Source organism: Nitratireductor sp. (genome assembly GCF_017794765.1).
Taxonomy (GTDB): Bacteria; Pseudomonadota; Alphaproteobacteria; order Rhizobiales; family Rhizobiaceae; genus Nitratireductor.
Genome location: NZ_CP051236.1, coordinates 2,017,018 through 2,034,873, shown reverse-complemented (window position 1 = coordinate 2,034,873; position 17,856 = coordinate 2,017,018). Strand labels below are relative to the sequence as shown.

Here is a 17,856-nt window from a genome sequence, read left to right as displayed (position 1 = left end):
ACAATTTTTTTATTTTTATTTACTTGAATAAACTCTATCGTAAATGCGGGTATTTAATAATCCATAGCTGCCCTACCCTCCTTATTGTCGAAACTTACTTCGACCCAACTAAGGAGGACGATGATGAGCAGGAAGTATAGAACAGTACTCGCCAACCTGGCGTGTGGGGTTGTTGTGCTCAGCATGTCAATGCCCGCAGCGGCAATCGACCTTGGCGGCGTCAGCATCGGCGGGAATGACCGCGGCGGTGTCAGTGCCAGTGTGGGCGGCGTTTCCGCGTCGGTCGGCACCAGCAACGGCGTATCGGCCGACGTCAATGCAGGTCTGGGATCAACATCCGCCAATGTGGGTGCTTCGGTCGGAGGCGGCAGCGTTGCCGGCATCAATGCAGACGCGAATGTCGGTGGAGCGGTTGGCGCACGGAGCAACACAACGGTTGGAGGCGGCGGCGGGAGCCTCTTCGGTTCCAACACCACGGCGTCCATCGGCGGCGACAGCGGTTTAAACGCAGGCGTCAACGCGAATGTCGGTAACGGCGGTCTCGGGACCCGTCTGAGGCTCCGGCTGGGCGCAGATGACAGCCCAGGAGCCGGCGGTCCCGGCGTTGGGGGACCTGGCAATGGCGGTGGGGGTATCGGTGGCGGCGGCAGCCTGGGGCACCGGGCTATCAGCGGCATGAGCGATCAGCAGATCGCAATTTACCGCAAACGCTGCGTCAACATCCTGCGCAATCCAAACGCATGGGAATACGATCTCGTGCAGCTGTGCAAACTTCTGCGCCAAGCGGCCGCACGTTGAACGCCGTTTCATGAACCGGGTGTGGCCCACTTTGTCTGGGCCACACCTGTCTGCTTTTGGCAACACCCGCCATTTTCTGTCAGCCCGCGGCTTCTGGTTCGACAGTCGTGGCTTGCAAGGCTGACGACGACCCGTCAAAACGCCGTCATGTTGACCATTTCAAACTTATCGCTGCGCATTGCAGGCCGGCTCCTCATCGACCAGGCTTCGCTTACCCTTCCAGCCGGAACGAAGGCAGGCCTTGTTGGCCGGAACGGCACCGGCAAGACAACCCTCTTTCGCGCGATCACCGGAGATCTTGTATCCGAAAGTGGGACGGTAAGCGTGCCCAAAGGGACCAGGATCGGTCAGGTTGCACAGGAAGCGCCTGGCACGGACGAGCCGTTGATCGATATCGTTTTGAGGGCGGACACGGAGCGCGAAGCACTCCTCACGGAGGCCAACACGGCCACCGACGCGCATCGCATCGCCGAAATCCAGACGCGACTGACCGATATCGATGCACACTCTGCGGAGGCACGCGCGGCATCAATCCTGTCCGGCCTTGGTTTCGACGCGGATGCGCAGAAGCGTCCCGCATCGTCGTTTTCCGGTGGCTGGCGCATGCGCGTGGCGCTTGCGTCGGTGCTCTTCACCCAGCCCGATCTGCTGCTGCTTGACGAACCGACGAACTATCTGGATCTCGAAGGCACGCTCTGGCTTGAAAACTACCTGTCTCGCTACCCGCACACGGTTCTTCTCATCAGCCATGACCGCGACCTTCTGAACCGGGCCGTATCGTCAATCGTGCATCTTGAGCGCAAGAAACTGACCTTCTGGCGCGGGGGCTATGACCAGTTTGCCCGTCAATATGCCGAAAAGGCCGAGCTCCAGGAAAAGATGCGCGTCAAGCAGGAAGCCCAGCGCAAGCACATGCAGTCCTTCGTCGACCGCTTTCGTTACAAGGCTTCAAAGGCGCGCCAGGCGCAATCGCGGCTGAAAGCGCTGGAACGCATGTCGCCCATGGCCGCAGTCGTGAACGAGACGGTTTTGCCGTTCCGCTTTCCCAATCCTGAAAAAGCGGTCGCCTCCCCCATCATCGCGCTTGATGGCGGCGCTGTCGGATACACGCCGGGCAAACCCGTTCTGCGCGGACTGACATTGCGCATCGACAATGACGACCGCATCGCGCTTCTTGGCGCGAACGGCAACGGCAAGTCGACTTTCGCGAAACTGATCGCCGACAGGCTGACGCTGGAAAAGGGCACCAAGACGGTCGCACCCGGTCTGAAGGTGTCCATTTTTGCCCAGCATCAGCTTGATGATCTGCGGCCCGACGAAGACGCCTATCAGCATTTGCGGCGGCTGATGCCCGATGCTCCGGAGGCGAAAGTGCGGGCACGGGTGGCGCAGTTCGGCCTGACCACCGAAAAAATGTCGACACCCGCCCGCGACCTGTCGGGCGGCGAGAAGGCGCGGCTTCTGATGGGCCTTGCCACGTTCGAGGCTCCGCACCTGCTTATCCTCGATGAGCCCACCAACCATCTCGACATCGATAGCCGAGAAGCGCTTGTCGAGGCGCTCAACATGTTCGACGGAGCGGTGATCCTCATCAGCCATGATCGACACCTGATCGAGGCGACGGCAGACCGCCTGTGGATTGTCGGCGATGGGACCGTTTCCTCCTATGACGGTGATATGGACGATTACCGCGCCCGCATGACGGGCGGGGCAAGCCGCAACCGGGAAAAGCGGGAAACAGACAAGGCTTCCAAGGCGGACAAGCGCAGGGAGGCGGCGCGCAAGCGCGCAGCTCTCGAACCACTTGCCAAGGAAATCAAGGCCACCGAAGGGCTGATTGACAGAACCCGCAAACGGATCGACGCCATCGAGGCGCGGCTCGCCGATGCGAGCCTCTACGACAAGGAGCCGAAAAAGGTCTCGGAACTAGCCAAGGAACGTTCCGATCTTGCCGCCATGCTGGCAAAGCACGAAGACCGCTGGCTCACGCTTTCCAGCGATTATGAGGAAGGGATGGCTTCGTGAAACGGCCCCTCACCATTGGCTTCGACGCCGATGACACGCTTTGGCACAATGAACGCTTCTATCGCCTGACGGAGACGCGCTTTGTGGAGTTTCTTGCGGATTTTGCAGAGGCCGGGCACCTGACAGAGCGCCTTCTGCAGGCCGAGAAACGGAATTTGGGAAAATACGGGTTCGGCATCAAGGGCTTCACCCTTTCCATGATCGAGACCGCCATCGAGGTGACGGACGGACAAGTGCCAGCGGCGACGATCCGTGACATTCTCGATGCAGGCCGGGAGATGCTGGACCATCCGGTGGAAACCCTGCCCTACGCGCGCGAGGCCCTGGAGACGCTTGCCGGGCGTCATCGGCTGGTGCTGATTACCAAGGGTGACCTGTTCGACCAGGAACGCAAGCTGGCAGCATCGGGCCTTGGTGATTACTTCGATGCCGTCGAAATTGTCAGCGACAAATCACAGGCCACCTATCAGCGCATATTCGCGACACACGGGGATGGGCCTGAGCATGCTGCTATGATCGGAAATTCGCTCAAGTCCGACGTGATCCCGGCAATCGAGGCTGGGGCCTGGGGCGTGTTCGTGCCGCATGATCTGACCTGGGCGCACGAACATGCGGATGAACCGCACACTGAACCGCGTTTCCGCAAAATCACGCATCTGGGTGAAATCGAAGCGGTTCTGGCGGAAATCAGCTAACGTTTTCGGCGCTCTGACGGCGCCAGGCGCAATCGCCCTGCGACGAGATCAGGATGAGGGCTCCTGCAAGGCAAGGTGCTTTACGGGCCGAAAGCGAATCGGCCGTCTAGGCCTTCTTCTGCCAGCGTCTATCCGGACCCTGCTGCCAATAGGTGACGGCATGGCCGGCAGATTTGAGGGCTTTCCAGTATCCGCGCGCAGCGTCGAGCTGAGCGGCGTCGTGACCGTCGAACATCACGACAGCGCGCTCATATCCTTTCACCCCGGTCGGATCGGCTCCATCCACGAAAAAGCGGATCTGAGCGCCATTCGGATTGATTTCTGCATCGGTCAAGAGCACCGGTTGGTGCTCTGCATGCGCGTCCCGATCGGTGCCGTGGGCGAGGAAGGCCTCCTCGCGCCACGTCCACAACCAGTTGTCGAGTGCGTCGCAACGCTCGCGGGTGCCCGTCTGGATCACCACTTTCCAGCCCCGTTCGAGGCTTTTCTCGACCAGGGACGGCAACGCTTCCTCCAGGGTCGATTCTGTCAAGTGGTAGAAAAGAACGTCCATCGGCCTATTCGTAGTGATCCGCTACAAGGCGGTCGAGCAGACGCACACCGAAACCCGAACCCCAGGACCGGTTGATCTCGTCTAGGGGCGCGCCCATCGCTGTGCCTGCAACATCGAGATGCGCCCAGGCTCCCTCCTTGACGAAACGCTTAAGGAACTGTGCAGCAGTGATGGACCCAGCCATGCGGCCAGCGGAGTTTTTCATGTCCGCATTCTTCGAATCGATCTGCTTGTCATAATCTTCGCCAAGCGGAAGACGCCAGACCTTCTCTCCGGTGGCCTCGCCCGCCGAAAACAACCGCCCGGCCAGCGTGTCGTCGTTGGAAAACAGGCCCGCCCGATGATGGCCGAGCGCCACCATGACCGCACCGGTAAGCGTCGCGAGATCGACCATGAACTGCGGCTTGAAGCGATCGTTGCAATACCAGAGCACATCGGCCAGCACGAGCCGCCCTTCCGCATCGGTGTTGATGACCTCAATGGTCTGGCCGGACATGGATGTGACGATGTCGCCCGGGCGCTGGGCATTGCCGTCAGGCATGTTCTCGACGAGACCGATCAGGCCGACAGCATTGACCCTGGCCTTGCGGGCAGCCAGCGCATGCATGACGCCCATGACGGCAGCGGCACCGCCCATGTCGCCCTTCATGTCTTCCATTCCTCCGGCCGGCTTTATGGAGATGCCGCCTGTGTCGAACACCACGCCCTTGCCGACGAAAGCGACAGGCTTCTCCTTCGCCTTGCCGCCATTCCATGCAATGATTGCCAGGCGTGGCGGCCGGACAGACCCCTGTGCAACGCCGAGCAGCGCGCCCATGCCAAGCTTCTTCATTTCCTTCTCGGTCAGAATCTCGACCTTGGCGCCAAGCTTTTCCAGCTCCTTCGCCTTTGCGGCAAACTCGACCGGTCCGAGAACATTGGCCGGTTCATTCACAAGGTCACGCGCGAGCACAACGCCATTGGCGACAGCCTCGGCGCGCACAAAAGCCTTTTTCGCTGCAGACGGATCGGCGCACTGGATGACAATCTTCAGCTTCTTGGCGGGTTTATCGTTTCCATTGTCGCGGCTCGTGGTCTTATACTTTTCGAAACTGTAGGCGCGCAGCAGCATGCCAAGCGCCAGACTGGCGACCGCCGCCGCATCGATTTCGGCGCCATCGACCTCCGCCACGAGGGTAATCTCTGAAGCGGATTTCCCGGCGGCCAAAGCCGCGCCGCCGATTTTAAGAAGCGCTTCCTCGGCAAGCTCTTCGGGCTTGCCGGCACCGATGGCCGTGAGCCGATCGAGCTGCGACCCGGCGGGTGCCAGAACCTCAACGCTCTTCGCCAGTTTTCCCGAAAATCCCGAAACCTCAAAGGCTCGGGCAAGCACACCCTCGGGGTCACAGGCCTTTGCTTTTTCTCCCAGACCGCCACCTTCGTTCGCCAGAACGATGACGGTACCCTTCCCGGGCATTGCAAATTTGGCGAAGGAGACGCTCGGTCTGTCGGTCATGATATTTCCCAGATTTCCGTGATTGGTCGATAGAAGGCGCCGGCGATCTTGGAGGTTTTATGCAAATTGGCAAGGCCCGCACGCAGGGGCGTTCCGATTTTTCACCGATGCGTGCAACCTGCGCGGGTCAGTTATCAACCCGTAAGCAAGCTGTTAACCGCGTTTGTTTCGCATTTTCTAACCAATCCCACCCAAAGTCACCCATGGGACAAGAAATGGTGGGCCGCCCTTCAAAGCCGGCAGTTGCGCATTGTGCGCGCGTGTCAGGACCGTTAGGTTCGCGCGCGCCTTTAAAGGGCTGTTCCAACGAAACGGATTGTCGATATCCATGCGGGTGATCGAACTTTACATCATGCGTCGCACCTTCGCGCTTTTCGCGGCGGCGTTGCTGTGGGTGCTCGCACTGGTGTGGACGACGCAGGTCCTCAACCGGATCGACCTCGTGACCGATAGCGGGCAATCCGCTGGCACTTTCTTCTTCGTGGCGGCCCTCGTTCTGCCGTCCGTCATCCCCATCGTGATCCCCTTTGCGCTCGGCATCGCTGTCGCTCAGACGCTGGCGACGATGAACTCGGATTCCGAGCTTGTGGTCATCAATGCCTCGGGTGCCCCCCGCGCCACCATCATCCGCCCGGTTCTGATCATCGCCATAGGCGCCAGCATTGCTTCCTTCCTGATCAACAACACGCTGGAACCCGCCTCGCGCCAGGCTTTCCGGTCCGTGTTGGCCAACGCCCGCGCGGATCTGATAACGACCGTGCTTCAGGAGGGATCCTTCCAGAAGGTGGATGACGGGCTTTTCGTACAGGTCTCAGAGCGTCTCCCCAACGGGCTTCTGGGCGGCATTTTCGTGGCCGATTCGCGCGATGAGAACACCAAGCTCGTCTATCACGCGCGAACCGGCGCGGCAGTGGAGCGCGAAGGCGGCTCAATCCTGGTAATGCAAGACGGGATGGTGCAGCGACAATCGGTGAACGGCGACGTCTCGACGATCCGCTTCGATTCATATGCGTTCGACCTTTCGCAGTTCACCAGCGGAGGCGGAGGAGAACCGACACTGCATCCGAAGGATCGGTCACTCGCATTTCTTTTGAACCCGGATGTAAACGACACCTTCTACAAAAAATCGCCCCAGATCATCCGTGCCGAGCTGCATATGCGCCTTTCCGAATGGCTATATCCGCTTGTTTTCGCAATGGTCGCACTTGCCGTTGCAGGCGATGCGCGGTCTTTTCGTGAAGCACGTCTCCACCCCATCGTCACCACAATGGCGATCTCGCTGATCATACGATGGGTCGGGTTTTATTCGGGTACGGAAGCCGAAAGCTCACCATTCTTCTCCTTCGTTCTTTATGCCGCTCCTCTTTTGATGATTGGACTATGTGCGGTGTTCATCCTCACCAATCGCGTGATGGAATTGCCAACGCACTGGGTTGAAAAGCTGAACGCACGCATGCAACGACTGACCGAGAGCATGACGCATTGGCGCGTCAGGCTCGCAAACAGGCGGACACCAGCCGGGAGGCGCGGATGATCGGCCTGACGCTGGGCGGGTATTTTTTCCGCCGTTACGCCTCGATTGCTGCATGGAACTTCTTCGGCATCGGCCTGCTGATCTTCATCGTGACGTTCGCGGAGGTGTCGAGCCGCTCGGCCGGATTGCCTGGCTACACGGCGCAATGGGCGTTCTCGCTTGCCGCTCTGCAGACACCAATCATCCTGTTGCAGGCTATTCCGTTTATCGGGCTCATCGCCGCGATGGCGACGCTGATCAGCCTGAACCGCAAATATGAACTCGTCGTGGCCCGCGCAGCCGGTGTCTCGGCGTGGCAGTTTCTGATACCGATCGCGTTCGGCTCGTTCCTGTTCGGAGTGGTTGCGGTGGCTGCGCTCAATCCTCTTGCTGCCAATGGATTCGCCCAGGCGCAGAGCGTAGAAGCCCAGGTACGCGGCGCCAAGAGCAGCACCAATTCGGAGGCCGAGCAATGGATCAAGCAGCGCTCGGGCGGCGAGGAAACCATCATCGGTTCGAGTGCCGTTTTGAACGGCGGTCAGGTTCTGGTGCGTCCGACATTTTTCCGAATCGATGCCGAAGGCCGTATCTTCGAACGTCTCGATGCCGCGCGAGCGTTCCTCCGCGACGGCTACTGGGACCTGCAGGGCGTGGCACGTCGACGCGGCACTGCTGCGGCAGAGAAAATCGAAAACATCCAGATCGAAACCAATCTTCAGCCTGAGTTCGTTGGCGAGCAGCTCGCCCGCCCTGAAGCAACGTCAATCTATGCACTGCCCGGAAAGATTGAAGTTGCTCGTTCCTTCGGGCTTAAAGCAAACGCGTTTGCTACGCATTTTCATTCACTTGTGGTGTTGCCCCTGCTGCTGGTCGCCATGACCCTGATTGCCGCTACGGTATCGATGAGATTTACCAGAATGGGACAGTCAGCAACGGTAATTCTGGGTGGAATCCTCGCCGGGTTTCTGCTTTATGTGGTTTCGGTCCTGGTCAAGGCGTTCGGCAGTGCTGGAGTCGTTCCTCCGGTTGTGGCTGCATGGACGCCTGTGGTCGTGGCGATGTTCTACGGGGTGACTTTCCTATTGTACAAGGAGGACGGTTAGTGGGGGTTGCGGCAAAGAGAGCCGGCATGTCCACACGGTTAGCGCATTTGATGGGCGCAACCGCGTTGGCAACCTTGTGCACCTATACATTGCTTCCACAGGCCCCTGCCCTTGCGCAGACGGGCGGCCTGGACGTTTCCGACTTGCCGCAGGGTGCGCAGATGCTCCTGACGGCGGACAACCTGATTTACGACAACGATCTCAACACAATCACGGCTGCGGGCGGTGTGCAGATCGAGTATGCCGGCAACAGCCTAGTCGCGGACCGCGTCATCTATGATCGCAGGACATCGCGCGTTGTGGCCCGCGGACGCGTGCAGATCATCGAAGAAGACGGCAACCGCATCTTTGCCGACGAGATCGATGTCACCGACGACTTCCGTGACGGCTTTGTCAACGCTTTGCGGATCGAGACCGTCGACAAGACCTATTTCGCCGCTGAAAGCGCGGAGCGTTCCGGCGGACAACTGACGACGTTTAACAATGGTGTCTACACCGCTTGTGAGCCATGCCGGGAGAAGCCCGGCAAGCCCCCGATCTGGCAGATCAAGGCTCAGAAGATCATCTGGAACGGAGAATCGAAAACGGTTCGATTCGAAGGCTCCCGATTCGAGTTCTTCGGCATGCCGATCGCCTACCTGCCCTTCTTCGAGGTCGCCGATCCGACCGTGAAGAGAAAGTCCGGCTTTCTCATTCCCGGCGCCTCCTACAAGGAAGAGATGGGGGTTGGCATCAGCGTCCCCTATTACTTCGCATTTTCACCGACCTACGACCTGACCGTAACAGGCACCTACTATACCAAGCAGGGTTTTCTCGGTGAGGCCGAATGGCGCCAGCGTTTCGACAATGGCCAATACAGCATCAAGATCGCCGGCATCAAACAACAGGATCCGGAAGCCTGGGATGCGAGCACGGTCAACAGGAGTGAAACCGGTCGTGGCATGATCGGTTCGAAGGGCCAGTTCCGTATCAATCCTCGCTGGACCTTCGGCTGGGATGTGCTGGCGCAGACCGACAAGAATTTTTCGCGCACCTATGGCATCGATGGCTTCTCAGACACGGTGCAGACATCGCAACTTTATCTGACTGGTCTCGACGACCGGAACTTCTTCGATCTGAGAGCCTTTCATTTCGACGTTCAGGAAAACGTTCTCGACGGCTCGATCAATGCGCGGAACGACAAGCAGCCCTGGGTTTTGCCCAGCTTCGATTATTCCTACACGCCGGATGAAGCCGTTGCTGGCGGCGAGCTGAATTTCGATGTGAACGTGCAGAACATTTATCGGGATTCGCTTAGCGGTAATCTGAATTCCCAGAACTCGGGAATCTATGAGCGAATCGACGGTATTGAGGGATTGGCCAGCCGCATGACGGCCGAGGCCGAGTGGAAACGTTCCTTCGTGAGCTCCGGCGGCCTTGTAGTCACACCTATCCTGCAGGCGCGCGGCGATGCGATCTACACCGACTACGATGCCAATACCGTTAATGGTATTACCAGTTTCGAGCTGAACAACACGGCTGTTGGCAGCGATGTTCGCTCATCCTATTACCGCTACATGGCCACGGCCGGCCTTGAAGCCCGCTGGCCCATCCTCTTCTCCACCTCTAGCGCGAGCCATGTTCTGGAGCCGATGGCGCAGATTTTCATGCGGCCGGACGCGCCCCATCAGGACAGGCTGGGCATTCCCAACGAGGATGCTCAATCGCTTGTCTTCGACGCGACGACCTTGTTCGAGCGCGACAAGTTCTCCGGCTATGACCGGATTGAGGGTGGCACGCGCGCCAATGTGGGCATCCGCTATTCGGGCAGTTTTGCCAATGGATGGACCACTCAGGGGCTGTTCGGGCAATCCTATCATCTGGCCGGCGCCAACCCATACGCCCAGACGGACCTCGTCCACGCGGGTGCCTATTCGGGTCTGGAGACGGACGTCTCCGATTTTGTGGGTATGATCGGTATTGCCAGCCCGAACGGTTTTGCGTTTTCTGCCGGGGCACGGTTCGACGAAAAGACATTCGATCTTCGCCGCACTGACCTGAAAACAGCCGCGACCTTCGGCCAGCTCACGACATCGCTGCAATACGCCTATATCGAAGCACAGCCACTCTACGGGTTTGAAGACGACCGGCAGGAAGTTACCGGTGTTGCCAAAGTGCGCTTTGACGAAAACTGGAGCGGCTTTGCCTCGGGCACTTATGATATTGAAAGCCAGACCCTCGTGAAAAACGATTACGGCTTCTCCTACGGCGACGAATGTTTCATCTATTCGATGACCTATTCCCGCAGCAAGAACCGCGATACGCAGGAAGTCAGTCAGTCTTTCGGATTTCGTATTTCACTGCGGACAATCGGCGACTTCGGCACCAGCAGCGGCGAGCTGAATACCAGCTTCTAGCCCGCCTGATACGGCCCCTGTCCAGGTGACGGGGCCGTTTCGAGCACCGCTTGCGCTTTCCTTTCGGTCAAAAGGCCATGTTTTCGCCCCACGCGATGTCGATAAAACAGCTTAAGGGACTGTAGCTCCCGTGCATTTGCTGTTATCTCAGGCGCAATTGCGGGGTGCAAAGATGAGAACAATGACGATGTTTAGCAATTGCAGGCGGTTTCTGAGCGCGGGCGTTCTTACGGTAGCCATGGCAACGGCCCTGCCAATGCTTACCGTAACAAGCGCACAGGCGACGGAAATCCGCTATGTGGTGAACAACGCGCCGATCACCAGCTATGATATCGACCGTCGCGTGGCGTTTCTGAAGCTGCAGCGTGAAAGTGGCAATCTGCGCCAAAAGGCAACCGATCAGATGATCGAGCAGACGCTGAAGACGCAGGAAATGCAGCGTCGCAATATCAACATACCCGATGAAATGGTGAACCAGGCCTATGCCCGCTTCGCCAGCGGCAACCGCATGTCGACCAGCCAGTTGAACACCGTTCTGGCGCAAAGCGGCGTTACCGCCGATCATTTCAAGGAATTCATCCGTTCACAGATCGGCTGGGGGCGTGTCATGCAGGCACGCTCCAGTTCGGCGGGTCGCATGAGCGAGCAGGATGTCGTTGCCAAAATGCTCCAGCAGGGCGGCAGCAAGCCGAGCGCGACCGAATACATGCTCCAGCAGGTGATCTTTGTGGTCCCTTCGGGGGAGCGTTCCAGTCTTCTGGGCAAACGCAAGCGTGAAGCACAGGCCATGCGCGACCGCTTTCGCGGCTGCGACAGCACGCGCCAGTTTGCCAAGGGCCTGATCGACGTGACGGTGCGAGACCTCGGCCGCATTCTGGAGCCGGAGTTGCCGTCCGATTGGAAGGACCAGGTCAAAAAGACCTCTCCCGGAAGTGCCACGGGCGTTCGTGAAACTGAGCGCGGTGTCGAGTTCATCGGTGTGTGTAGCACACGTGAGGTTTCCGATGACCGGGTTGCGCAAATGGTCTTCCAGAACGAAAACTCCGGCAATGACGCCATGGAAAAGGAAGCGCAGGCTTTCCTGGCGGAACTGCGCGAGAATGCGCGCATAAGCCAACGGTGATTTGCCAAGGGCCTGACACAGACGGGCTCCCTTCTTTCCACCAGCTATTTTCTCCAGAAGGAGATGGGTCGTGCTCCCGCTCGCGCTCAGCATCGGCGATCCTTCCGGGATAGGCCCCGAAATCATCCTCAAGGCGTGGCTTGGGAGAGGCAAGTTTGAATTGCCTCCCTTCTATGTTCTTGGGGATCCAGCTCTGCTTTCGGCTCGGGCCCGATATCTGGGACTGGACGTTCCGATTTCAGAAACCGAACCGGAACATGCGACCGCCGGATTTGCCCAACGCCTGCCGATCTCGCCGCTCGACAACAGGTTGGCCGACAAGCCCGGGCATGCTCAAACGGTGAATGCGGCCGGCGTCATCGAGGCCATTTCGCGTGCCGTGGATGACACTATGCAGATGCGTTCCGCAGCGGTGGTTACAGCCCCCATTGCCAAGAAGCCGCTCTATGACGCGGGTTTTCGCTACCCTGGCCATACAGAGTATCTCGGTCATCTGGCGGCAGAGATTACGGGCACCCCTGCAAAGCCTGTAATGATGCTGGCCGGTCCTGACCTGCGCACCATACCGGTGACGGTCCATGAGCCACTGGCAACCGTTCCCTCGACGCTTACACGGGAGCTTGTGGAAGAGACGGCCAGGATAGCCGTGCACGATCTGCGCGAGCGCTTTGGCATTGCTGCTCCCCGGCTTGCCATCGCCGGCCTCAACCCGCATGCAGGCGAAGGTGGAGCAATGGGAACCGAAGATAACGATATCATCGTGCCAGCAATCCATGCTCTGCGGGCGGCCGGGATCAATGCGTTCGGGCCCCTACCCGCTGACACGATGTTTCACGCACGAGCCCGCCAGCACTATGATGCAGCGCTTTGCATGTATCATGACCAGGCATTGATCCCCGTCAAAACCATAGGCTTTGATGAAACGGTGAATGTCACGCTCGGCCTCCCCTTCATCCGCACTTCCCCCGACCATGGTACCGCGTTTGATATTGCCGCCAGGGGCATTGCGCGCGTCGACAGTATGATCGCGGCCATTCGCCTGGCGAGAGCATTGGCGGACAACACGAGTGCGACCCGATGAGCGCTGACGGCCTTCCCCCATTGCGCGAAGTGATCGCCGCTCACGGCCTTGCTGCGAAGAAGTCGCTTGGGCAAAATTTTCTTCTTGATCTCAATTTGACGGCGAAGGTGGCGCGCGCTGCCGGAAATCTCGAAGGCGCGACGGTCATCGAGGTTGGCCCCGGGCCTGGAGGGCTGACACGTGCGCTTCTCATGGCAGGCGCCGAACGTGTCATCGCTGTCGAGCGCGATGAGCGCTGCCTTGATGCCCTGGCTGAGATCGCCAGTCATTATCCGGGCCGGCTGGACGTTGTCAGCGGTGATGCGATGGAGACGGATTTCGCTGATCTCGCACCACATGCGGCGGGTGAAGTGCGGATCGTTGCAAACCTGCCGTACAATATAGGCACCGAACTCCTGGTGCGCTGGCTCACGCCAGAAACCTGGCCGCCGTTCTATGCTTCCATGACATTGATGTTTCAACGCGAGGTGGCGCAACGGATCGTGGCGCAGCCCGGTGACAAGTCGTATGGCCGGCTGGGCGTTCTGGCCGGTTGGCGCACAGAGGCAAGAATTGCTTTCGACCTTCCGCCGCAGGCCTTTACGCCACCGCCCAAGGTGACCTCGTCAGTGGTGCATATCGTGCCGCGCGCAACCCCGCTGGCCGTCGACCCGGCGAAACTGGCAAAGGTTACCGAAGCTGCGTTCGGGCAGCGTCGCAAGATGCTGCGGCAGAGTCTGAAACCGCTTGGTGGTGAGGTGCTTCTGGCTCGTGCGGGCATTGATGCGACGCGCCGCGCAGAGACGCTTTCGGTGGCCGAATTCGTAACGCTGGCGAACAAGGCCTGAGCTTCAATTCGCCTCTTCTGCGAGGAGCCCTGCCACAAAATCGAACAGGCCGGGGCGCCGGTCGCGGCGAAGCCTCTCCGCCTCAACGATCGAGCGAACCGCGGAGAACGCCCGATCAAGCTGATCATTGATGACCACGTAATCGTAATCGATCCACTTCTCTATCTCGGTGCGTGCGTTCTTCAGGCGCGTCTGGATGATCTCCGGCGTATCCTCTGCCCGCCGCGTGAGACGGCCGAGAAGCTCTTTCATGGTGGGGGGCAGAATGAAGATTGACACGACATCGCCACGCATCTTCTCGCGCAATTGCTCTGCTCCCTGCCAGTCAATGTCGAAGAGCATATCGCGGCCCTCCGTAAGGGCCTTCTCGACCGGGCCACGCGGGGTGCCGTAGAAATTGCCGTGGACCTCGGCCCATTCGAGCAGATCGTCATTGTCGCGCATGATCTCGAACTCGCGCTGCGACTTGAAATGATAGTGCACGCCTTCGATCTCGCTGCCGCGTCTCGCGCGCGTTGTCACGCTGACGGAAAGCTCGAAACCGGGAACCTGCGCCAGCAGTGTGCGTGCAATGGTGGATTTCCCCGCGCCTGAAGGCGAAGACAGCACCAGCATAAGACCGCGGCGCGAGACATCGGTGGAAACGGCAGGCGAGGGTTCCGAGGACATGGTCTACTCCAGATTTTGCACCTGCTCTCGAAACTGATCCACGACAGCCTTCAGTTCCAGGCCGATGGCCGTCACCGTTGCCGCATTGGACTTTGAGCAAAGCGTATTGGATTCGCGGTTGAACTCCTGACCCAGGAAATCGAGCTTTCGCCCGATGGGGCCACCTGCGTCGATCAGCGCCCGCGCCGATGCGATATGCGTGCGCAGACGGTCGATTTCCTCGCGTATGTCGGCTTTTGTCGCGAGAATGGCTGCTTCCGCGTGCAGACGGTCCGAATCGAAGCCGGTGACTGCATCGATAAGCCGCGATACCTGCTCACGCAGGCGCTCTCGAATGGCTTCGGGAGAGCGCGAAGAATCGGCTTCGACCTGATCGGTCAATGTCTCGATACGGGCCACCTGATCGAGCAAAATGGATTGCAGCGCGCCGCCCTCTTCCCGTCGGGCCTCCTCAAGGCCCTGCAGCGCGTCGTCAAAGGCAGCGAGGATCGCCTCGTCAAGTGAAGCACGCATGTCTTCATCCGCCACGGGATCGGCGAAATCGAGAACCCCGCGCAAACCGAGCAGCCCATCGGCTGTGGCCGGCCCCGTACCGAACTCATGCTGAATCCGTCCGGCAAGAGCCGCAATCTCTTTCAGAAAGTCCTCGTCAACGACAGGGCGACGCAGCGCCGCGCTCTGCGTGAATGTAAGGGAAGCCTGAACGTTGCCGCGGGAAAAGCGCTTCTGCAGGCGCTGCCGGGCCGTCTGTTCAATGCGTTCGAAGCCTGCCGGCAAACGAAAGCGCGCTTCCAGGCTGCGCCCGTTGACCGACTTCACCTCCCAGGCGATGCCGCCTGCATCGTGGTCGCGCGCGGCACGGGCAAATCCCGTCATGCTCTGGAGCCTGCTCATGCCTCCCCTCATGCCTCCCCTCTGTGCGCCTGCGCGTCCGGCTCAATTCGAACCGTTGTCGCTCCCGTTTTCTTCCTCCGCCCGACGCTCACGTTCGATCCTGCGCCAGCGAGCGACATTCTCGTTGTGTTCCTTGAGTGTCTTGGCGAAAACGTGCCCGCCTGTTCCGTCGGCGACGAAATAGAGTTCATCCGTCTGAGAGGGGTTTGCCACGGCCTCGAGAGCCGCGCGGCCGGGATTGGCAATGGGTGTGGGTGGCAGACCATCGATAAGGTACGTGTTGTAGGGTGTCTTCTTGTCGAGATCAGACCGATAAATCGGTCGATCAGACGGCTTTCCCTGACCGCCGAACAGCCCGTAGATGATCGTGGGATCCGACTGTAGCCGCATGCCCTTGCGCAAGCGATTGATGAATACGGCGGCGACCCGCGGGCGCTCATCGGCGATTCCCGTTTCCTTTTCAACAATGGAAGCCAGCGTCACGAACTCATTCTTGTCCTTGATCGGCAAATCTTCGTCGCGACGCTCCCAGATGCTGTCAACAAGCTCGCGCTGATCCTCGAGCAGTTTCTCAACGACCGCCGCACGATCCATACCGCGCGTGAAACGTAGCGTATCGGCGGCAAGACTGCCTTCGGGTGGGAGTTCGTCGGGCAGAGTGCCAGAAAGCTCTTCGGTTTCACGGATCCGCTCGAACACCTGGAAGACGGTCTGTCCCTCGGGAATGGTGAGCGAATACAGAACGCTCCTGCCACTCTTCAACAGTTCCATGATGTCGTGCATGGACGCGCCGGCATCGATGGCGTATTCGCCCGCCTTCAACTGGGAATCCGCACCATAGGCGCGAACGCCGAGCGAAAAGATGCGGGCATCGGAAATAACGCCCTCGCGTTCAAGCAGGCTCGCGATCTGGCGCACACCGGTGTTCGGTTTGATCATCACGGTCTCGGCCGTTCGCGAAGGACCCGGCTGATGGAACTCCCGCTTGCCGAAATAAAATGCGAAGCCGGCAAGAATGACCAGAAATACAACGGATGAGAAGACGAAGTTCAGGAATACCACGAACTGACTGCGCGCACGCTTCGAGCGACGTGGCGGCGGTGTGCCAGCCTCCGGCCGCAAAGTCTGGTTGGCCGATTTGAACGCGCGACCGCGTTCATCGCCTGCCTGACGGCCGAAGCCGGAATTGTCACCGGAAGTCCCTGTCATGCCTCTTGGACCGCTCCCTTCAGAACGGCGCCAACGGTCGCCAGTCCTGTCCTAAATATTCGTGTCTTAAACGTCCGCACAGGCTTCAGAAAAACACTCCTCCGGCACCTGGCGTTCGCCATCTCGATTCGTGTCTGTCAGACTGAATTGCGAAAATGGCAAAACTGCAAGACCGTTATCGGAAAGCTTCAGGCATCATAACGCTTGAACACAAGCGATGCATTGGTGCCGCCGAAGCCGAACGAGTTGGACAACGCTACGTCAACCTGCCGCTCACGCGGCCTGTTGGGTACCAGATCGATTGGCGTTTCCACCTGTGGATTGTCCAGATTGATGGTCGGCGGAACAATGTTGTCACGAATGGCAAGAACCGAGAAGATCGCCTCTGCCGCCCCGGCGGCACCCAAAAGATGTCCGATTGAGGACTTGGTGGAGGACATCGATACCTTGCTGGCAGAATCCCCCAGGAGACGCTCCACGGCACCGAGTTCAATCGTATCCGCCATGGTGGATGTACCATGTGCGTTGATATAATCCACATCGGCCGGGGAAAGACCTGCACGTTTCAAAGCAGCCTTCATGCAACGGTAGGCACCGTCGCCATCCTCGGCCGGAGCCGTAATGTGGTAGGCGTCGCCGGTGAGGCCATAGCCCACAACTTCAGCGTAGATCCTGGCGCCGCGCGCCTTTGCGTGCTCCAGCTCCTCTAGAACAACCACGCCAGCGCCCTCGCCCATGACAAAACCGTCACGGTCGCGGTCATAGGGGCGGGAGGCCTTTTCCGGCGTGTCGTTAAAGCTGGTGGAAAGTGCTTTGCAGGCAGAAAAGCCTGCAATGGAAAGACGCGTGATCGGTGCTTCTGCACCGCCCGCCAGCATAACGTCAGCATCACCCAGCATAATAAGCCGCGCGGCATCGCCAATGGCATGCGCACCGGTTGAGCACGCGGTCACCACTGCATGGTTCGGCCCCTTCAGCCCGTGGCGGATGGACACCTGCCCCGAGACCAGGTTGATAATGTTGCCTGGAATAAAGAACGGGCTGATGCGGCGCGGGCCGCGCTCAGCGAGCGTCAAGGCGTTCTCAGCAATGCCTTCAATGCCACCAATCCCCGAACCGATAAGCACGCCAGTGGCATATTTTTCGTCTTCGGTTTCCGGTTTCCAGCCCGAATCCTCCAACGCCTGATCAGCCGCAGCAATGCCGTAGGTGATGAACTCACCTATCTTGCGCTGCTCGCGCGGCTCCAGAAAAGCATCAGGGTCAAACGCCCCCTCGCCTTCGCGCGGGATCGAATTGGCGATCTTGCAGGCCAGATCATCGACCTCGAAACGATCGATGCGGCTGGCCGCACTCTTGCCCGAAAGCAGGCTCTTCCACCCATGTTCAACACCGAGGCCGAAGGGTGAAAGAAGCCCCATACCGGTGACGACGACGCGTCTCATATGCTGATTATCCGCCTTGACTACGTTTCG

Annotated in this window: 15 protein-coding genes; 9 read left to right on the top strand and 6 right to left on the bottom strand. The window is 59.4% G+C overall.

Annotated elements, in window-relative coordinates; translation table 11 throughout:
* Positions 1-183 precede the first annotated feature (183 nt).
* The 3 genes from HF949_RS09615 (at position 184) to HF949_RS09605 (ending at position 3,518) form a co-directional block, all read left to right on the top strand.
* Complete coding sequence (locus tag HF949_RS09615) at positions 184-798, top strand: hypothetical protein (RefSeq protein WP_292894390.1); 615 nt, start codon at positions 184-186, stop codon at positions 796-798.
* 147 nt (positions 799-945) lie between these two features.
* Positions 946-2,823, top strand: coding sequence for an ABC-F family ATP-binding cassette domain-containing protein (locus HF949_RS09610; RefSeq protein ID WP_292894387.1), 1,878 nt, complete (start codon positions 946-948; stop codon positions 2,821-2,823).
* A complete protein-coding gene (locus HF949_RS09605; protein ID WP_292894384.1) occupies positions 2,820-3,518 on the top strand; it encodes an HAD family hydrolase in 699 nt (232 codons plus the stop codon). Before HF949_RS09610 ends, HF949_RS09605 begins: the two co-directional genes overlap by 4 nt.
* A 106-nt stretch (positions 3,519-3,624) precedes the next feature.
* Here HF949_RS09605 and HF949_RS09600 read toward each other — a convergent pair whose 3' ends face one another.
* Together HF949_RS09600 and HF949_RS09595 are read right to left on the bottom strand one after the other, a co-directional pair.
* Positions 3,625-4,071, bottom strand: a complete 447-nt coding sequence (locus HF949_RS09600) for a DNA polymerase III subunit chi (RefSeq protein WP_292894381.1) — start codon at positions 4,069-4,071, stop codon at positions 3,625-3,627.
* A gap of 4 nt (positions 4,072-4,075) precedes the next feature.
* Positions 4,076-5,566: a leucyl aminopeptidase gene (locus HF949_RS09595; RefSeq protein WP_292894378.1), complete on the bottom strand. Its 1,491-nt coding sequence runs from the start codon at positions 5,564-5,566 to the stop codon at positions 4,076-4,078.
* A gap of 328 nt (positions 5,567-5,894) precedes the next feature.
* Here HF949_RS09595 and HF949_RS09590 point away from each other — a divergent pair, with 328 nt between their 5' ends.
* The 6 genes from HF949_RS09590 (at position 5,895) to rsmA (ending at position 13,609) form a co-directional block, all read left to right on the top strand.
* On the top strand, positions 5,895-7,100 hold the full coding sequence (locus HF949_RS09590; protein ID WP_292894376.1) for an LptF/LptG family permease: 1,206 nt from the start codon (positions 5,895-5,897) through the stop codon (positions 7,098-7,100).
* Complete coding sequence (gene lptG, locus HF949_RS09585; protein WP_292894373.1) at positions 7,097-8,182, top strand: LPS export ABC transporter permease LptG; 1,086 nt, start codon at positions 7,097-7,099, stop codon at positions 8,180-8,182. The genes HF949_RS09590 and lptG overlap by 4 nt, the downstream gene beginning before the upstream one ends.
* 26 nt (positions 8,183-8,208) lie before the next feature.
* On the top strand, positions 8,209-10,578 hold the full coding sequence (locus HF949_RS09580; RefSeq protein WP_292894370.1) for an LPS-assembly protein LptD: 2,370 nt from the start codon (positions 8,209-8,211) through the stop codon (positions 10,576-10,578).
* A gap of 187 nt (positions 10,579-10,765) precedes the next feature.
* Positions 10,766-11,701, top strand: coding sequence for a peptidylprolyl isomerase (locus tag HF949_RS09575; protein ID WP_292900105.1), 936 nt, complete (start codon positions 10,766-10,768; stop codon positions 11,699-11,701).
* Between the two features lie 70 nt (positions 11,702-11,771).
* Positions 11,772-12,782 carry a 4-hydroxythreonine-4-phosphate dehydrogenase PdxA gene (gene pdxA, locus HF949_RS09570; RefSeq protein WP_292894367.1) on the top strand — a complete coding sequence of 337 codons (1,011 nt, stop codon included), beginning with the start codon at positions 11,772-11,774 and terminating at the stop codon, positions 12,780-12,782.
* Entirely contained in the window at positions 12,779-13,609 is an 831-nt protein-coding gene (rsmA, locus tag HF949_RS09565) for a 16S rRNA (adenine(1518)-N(6)/adenine(1519)-N(6))-dimethyltransferase RsmA (RefSeq protein ID WP_292894364.1), read from the top strand. The genes pdxA and rsmA overlap by 4 nt, the downstream gene beginning before the upstream one ends.
* Before the next feature lie 3 nt (positions 13,610-13,612).
* Here the strand turns inward: rsmA and gmk are convergent, their stop codons facing one another.
* From gmk to fabF, 4 genes are all read right to left on the bottom strand, one after another.
* The gene (gene gmk / locus HF949_RS09560; RefSeq protein WP_292894361.1) at positions 13,613-14,278 is read right to left on the bottom strand and encodes a guanylate kinase; all 666 of its coding nucleotides are present in this window, start codon (positions 14,276-14,278) and stop codon (positions 13,613-13,615) included.
* Positions 14,279-14,281: 3 nt separating this feature from the next.
* Entirely contained in the window at positions 14,282-15,172 is an 891-nt protein-coding gene (locus tag HF949_RS09555; protein WP_292894358.1) for a YicC/YloC family endoribonuclease, read from the bottom strand.
* A gap of 42 nt (positions 15,173-15,214) precedes the next feature.
* Entirely contained in the window at positions 15,215-16,381 is a 1,167-nt protein-coding gene (gene mltG, locus HF949_RS09550) for an endolytic transglycosylase MltG (RefSeq protein ID WP_292894355.1), read from the bottom strand.
* A gap of 188 nt (positions 16,382-16,569) precedes the next feature.
* Positions 16,570-17,826, bottom strand: coding sequence for a beta-ketoacyl-ACP synthase II (gene fabF / locus HF949_RS09545; RefSeq protein ID WP_292894352.1), 1,257 nt, complete (start codon positions 17,824-17,826; stop codon positions 16,570-16,572).
* Between the last annotated feature and the right edge of the window lie 30 nt (positions 17,827-17,856).

Excerpts from the sequence above, each read along its gene's own strand:
- HF949_RS09590 (WP_292894376.1), top strand. The coding sequence starts at position 5,895 with ATGCGGGTGATCGAACTTTACATCATGCGTCGCACCTTCGCGCTTTTC.
- fabF (WP_292894352.1), bottom strand. The coding sequence starts at position 17,826 with ATGAGACGCGTCGTCGTCACCGGTATGGGGCTTCTTTCACCCTTCGGC.
- HF949_RS09610 (WP_292894387.1), top strand. The coding sequence starts at position 946 with ATGTTGACCATTTCAAACTTATCGCTGCGCATTGCAGGCCGGCTCCTC.
- mltG (WP_292894355.1), bottom strand. The coding sequence starts at position 16,381 with ATGACAGGGACTTCCGGTGACAATTCCGGCTTCGGCCGTCAGGCAGGC.
- HF949_RS09580 (WP_292894370.1), top strand. The coding sequence starts at position 8,209 with ATGTCCACACGGTTAGCGCATTTGATGGGCGCAACCGCGTTGGCAACC.
- gmk (WP_292894361.1), bottom strand. The coding sequence starts at position 14,278 with ATGTCCTCGGAACCCTCGCCTGCCGTTTCCACCGATGTCTCGCGCCGC.
- rsmA (WP_292894364.1), top strand. The coding sequence starts at position 12,779 with ATGAGCGCTGACGGCCTTCCCCCATTGCGCGAAGTGATCGCCGCTCAC.
- HF949_RS09600 (WP_292894381.1), bottom strand. The coding sequence starts at position 4,071 with ATGGACGTTCTTTTCTACCACTTGACAGAATCGACCCTGGAGGAAGCG.
- HF949_RS09555 (WP_292894358.1), bottom strand. The coding sequence starts at position 15,172 with ATGAGCAGGCTCCAGAGCATGACGGGATTTGCCCGTGCCGCGCGCGAC.
- HF949_RS09615 (WP_292894390.1), top strand. The coding sequence starts at position 184 with ATGTCAATGCCCGCAGCGGCAATCGACCTTGGCGGCGTCAGCATCGGC.
- HF949_RS09575 (WP_292900105.1), top strand. The coding sequence starts at position 10,766 with ATGTTTAGCAATTGCAGGCGGTTTCTGAGCGCGGGCGTTCTTACGGTA.
- lptG (WP_292894373.1), top strand. The coding sequence starts at position 7,097 with ATGATCGGCCTGACGCTGGGCGGGTATTTTTTCCGCCGTTACGCCTCG.
- HF949_RS09595 (WP_292894378.1), bottom strand. The coding sequence starts at position 5,566 with ATGACCGACAGACCGAGCGTCTCCTTCGCCAAATTTGCAATGCCCGGG.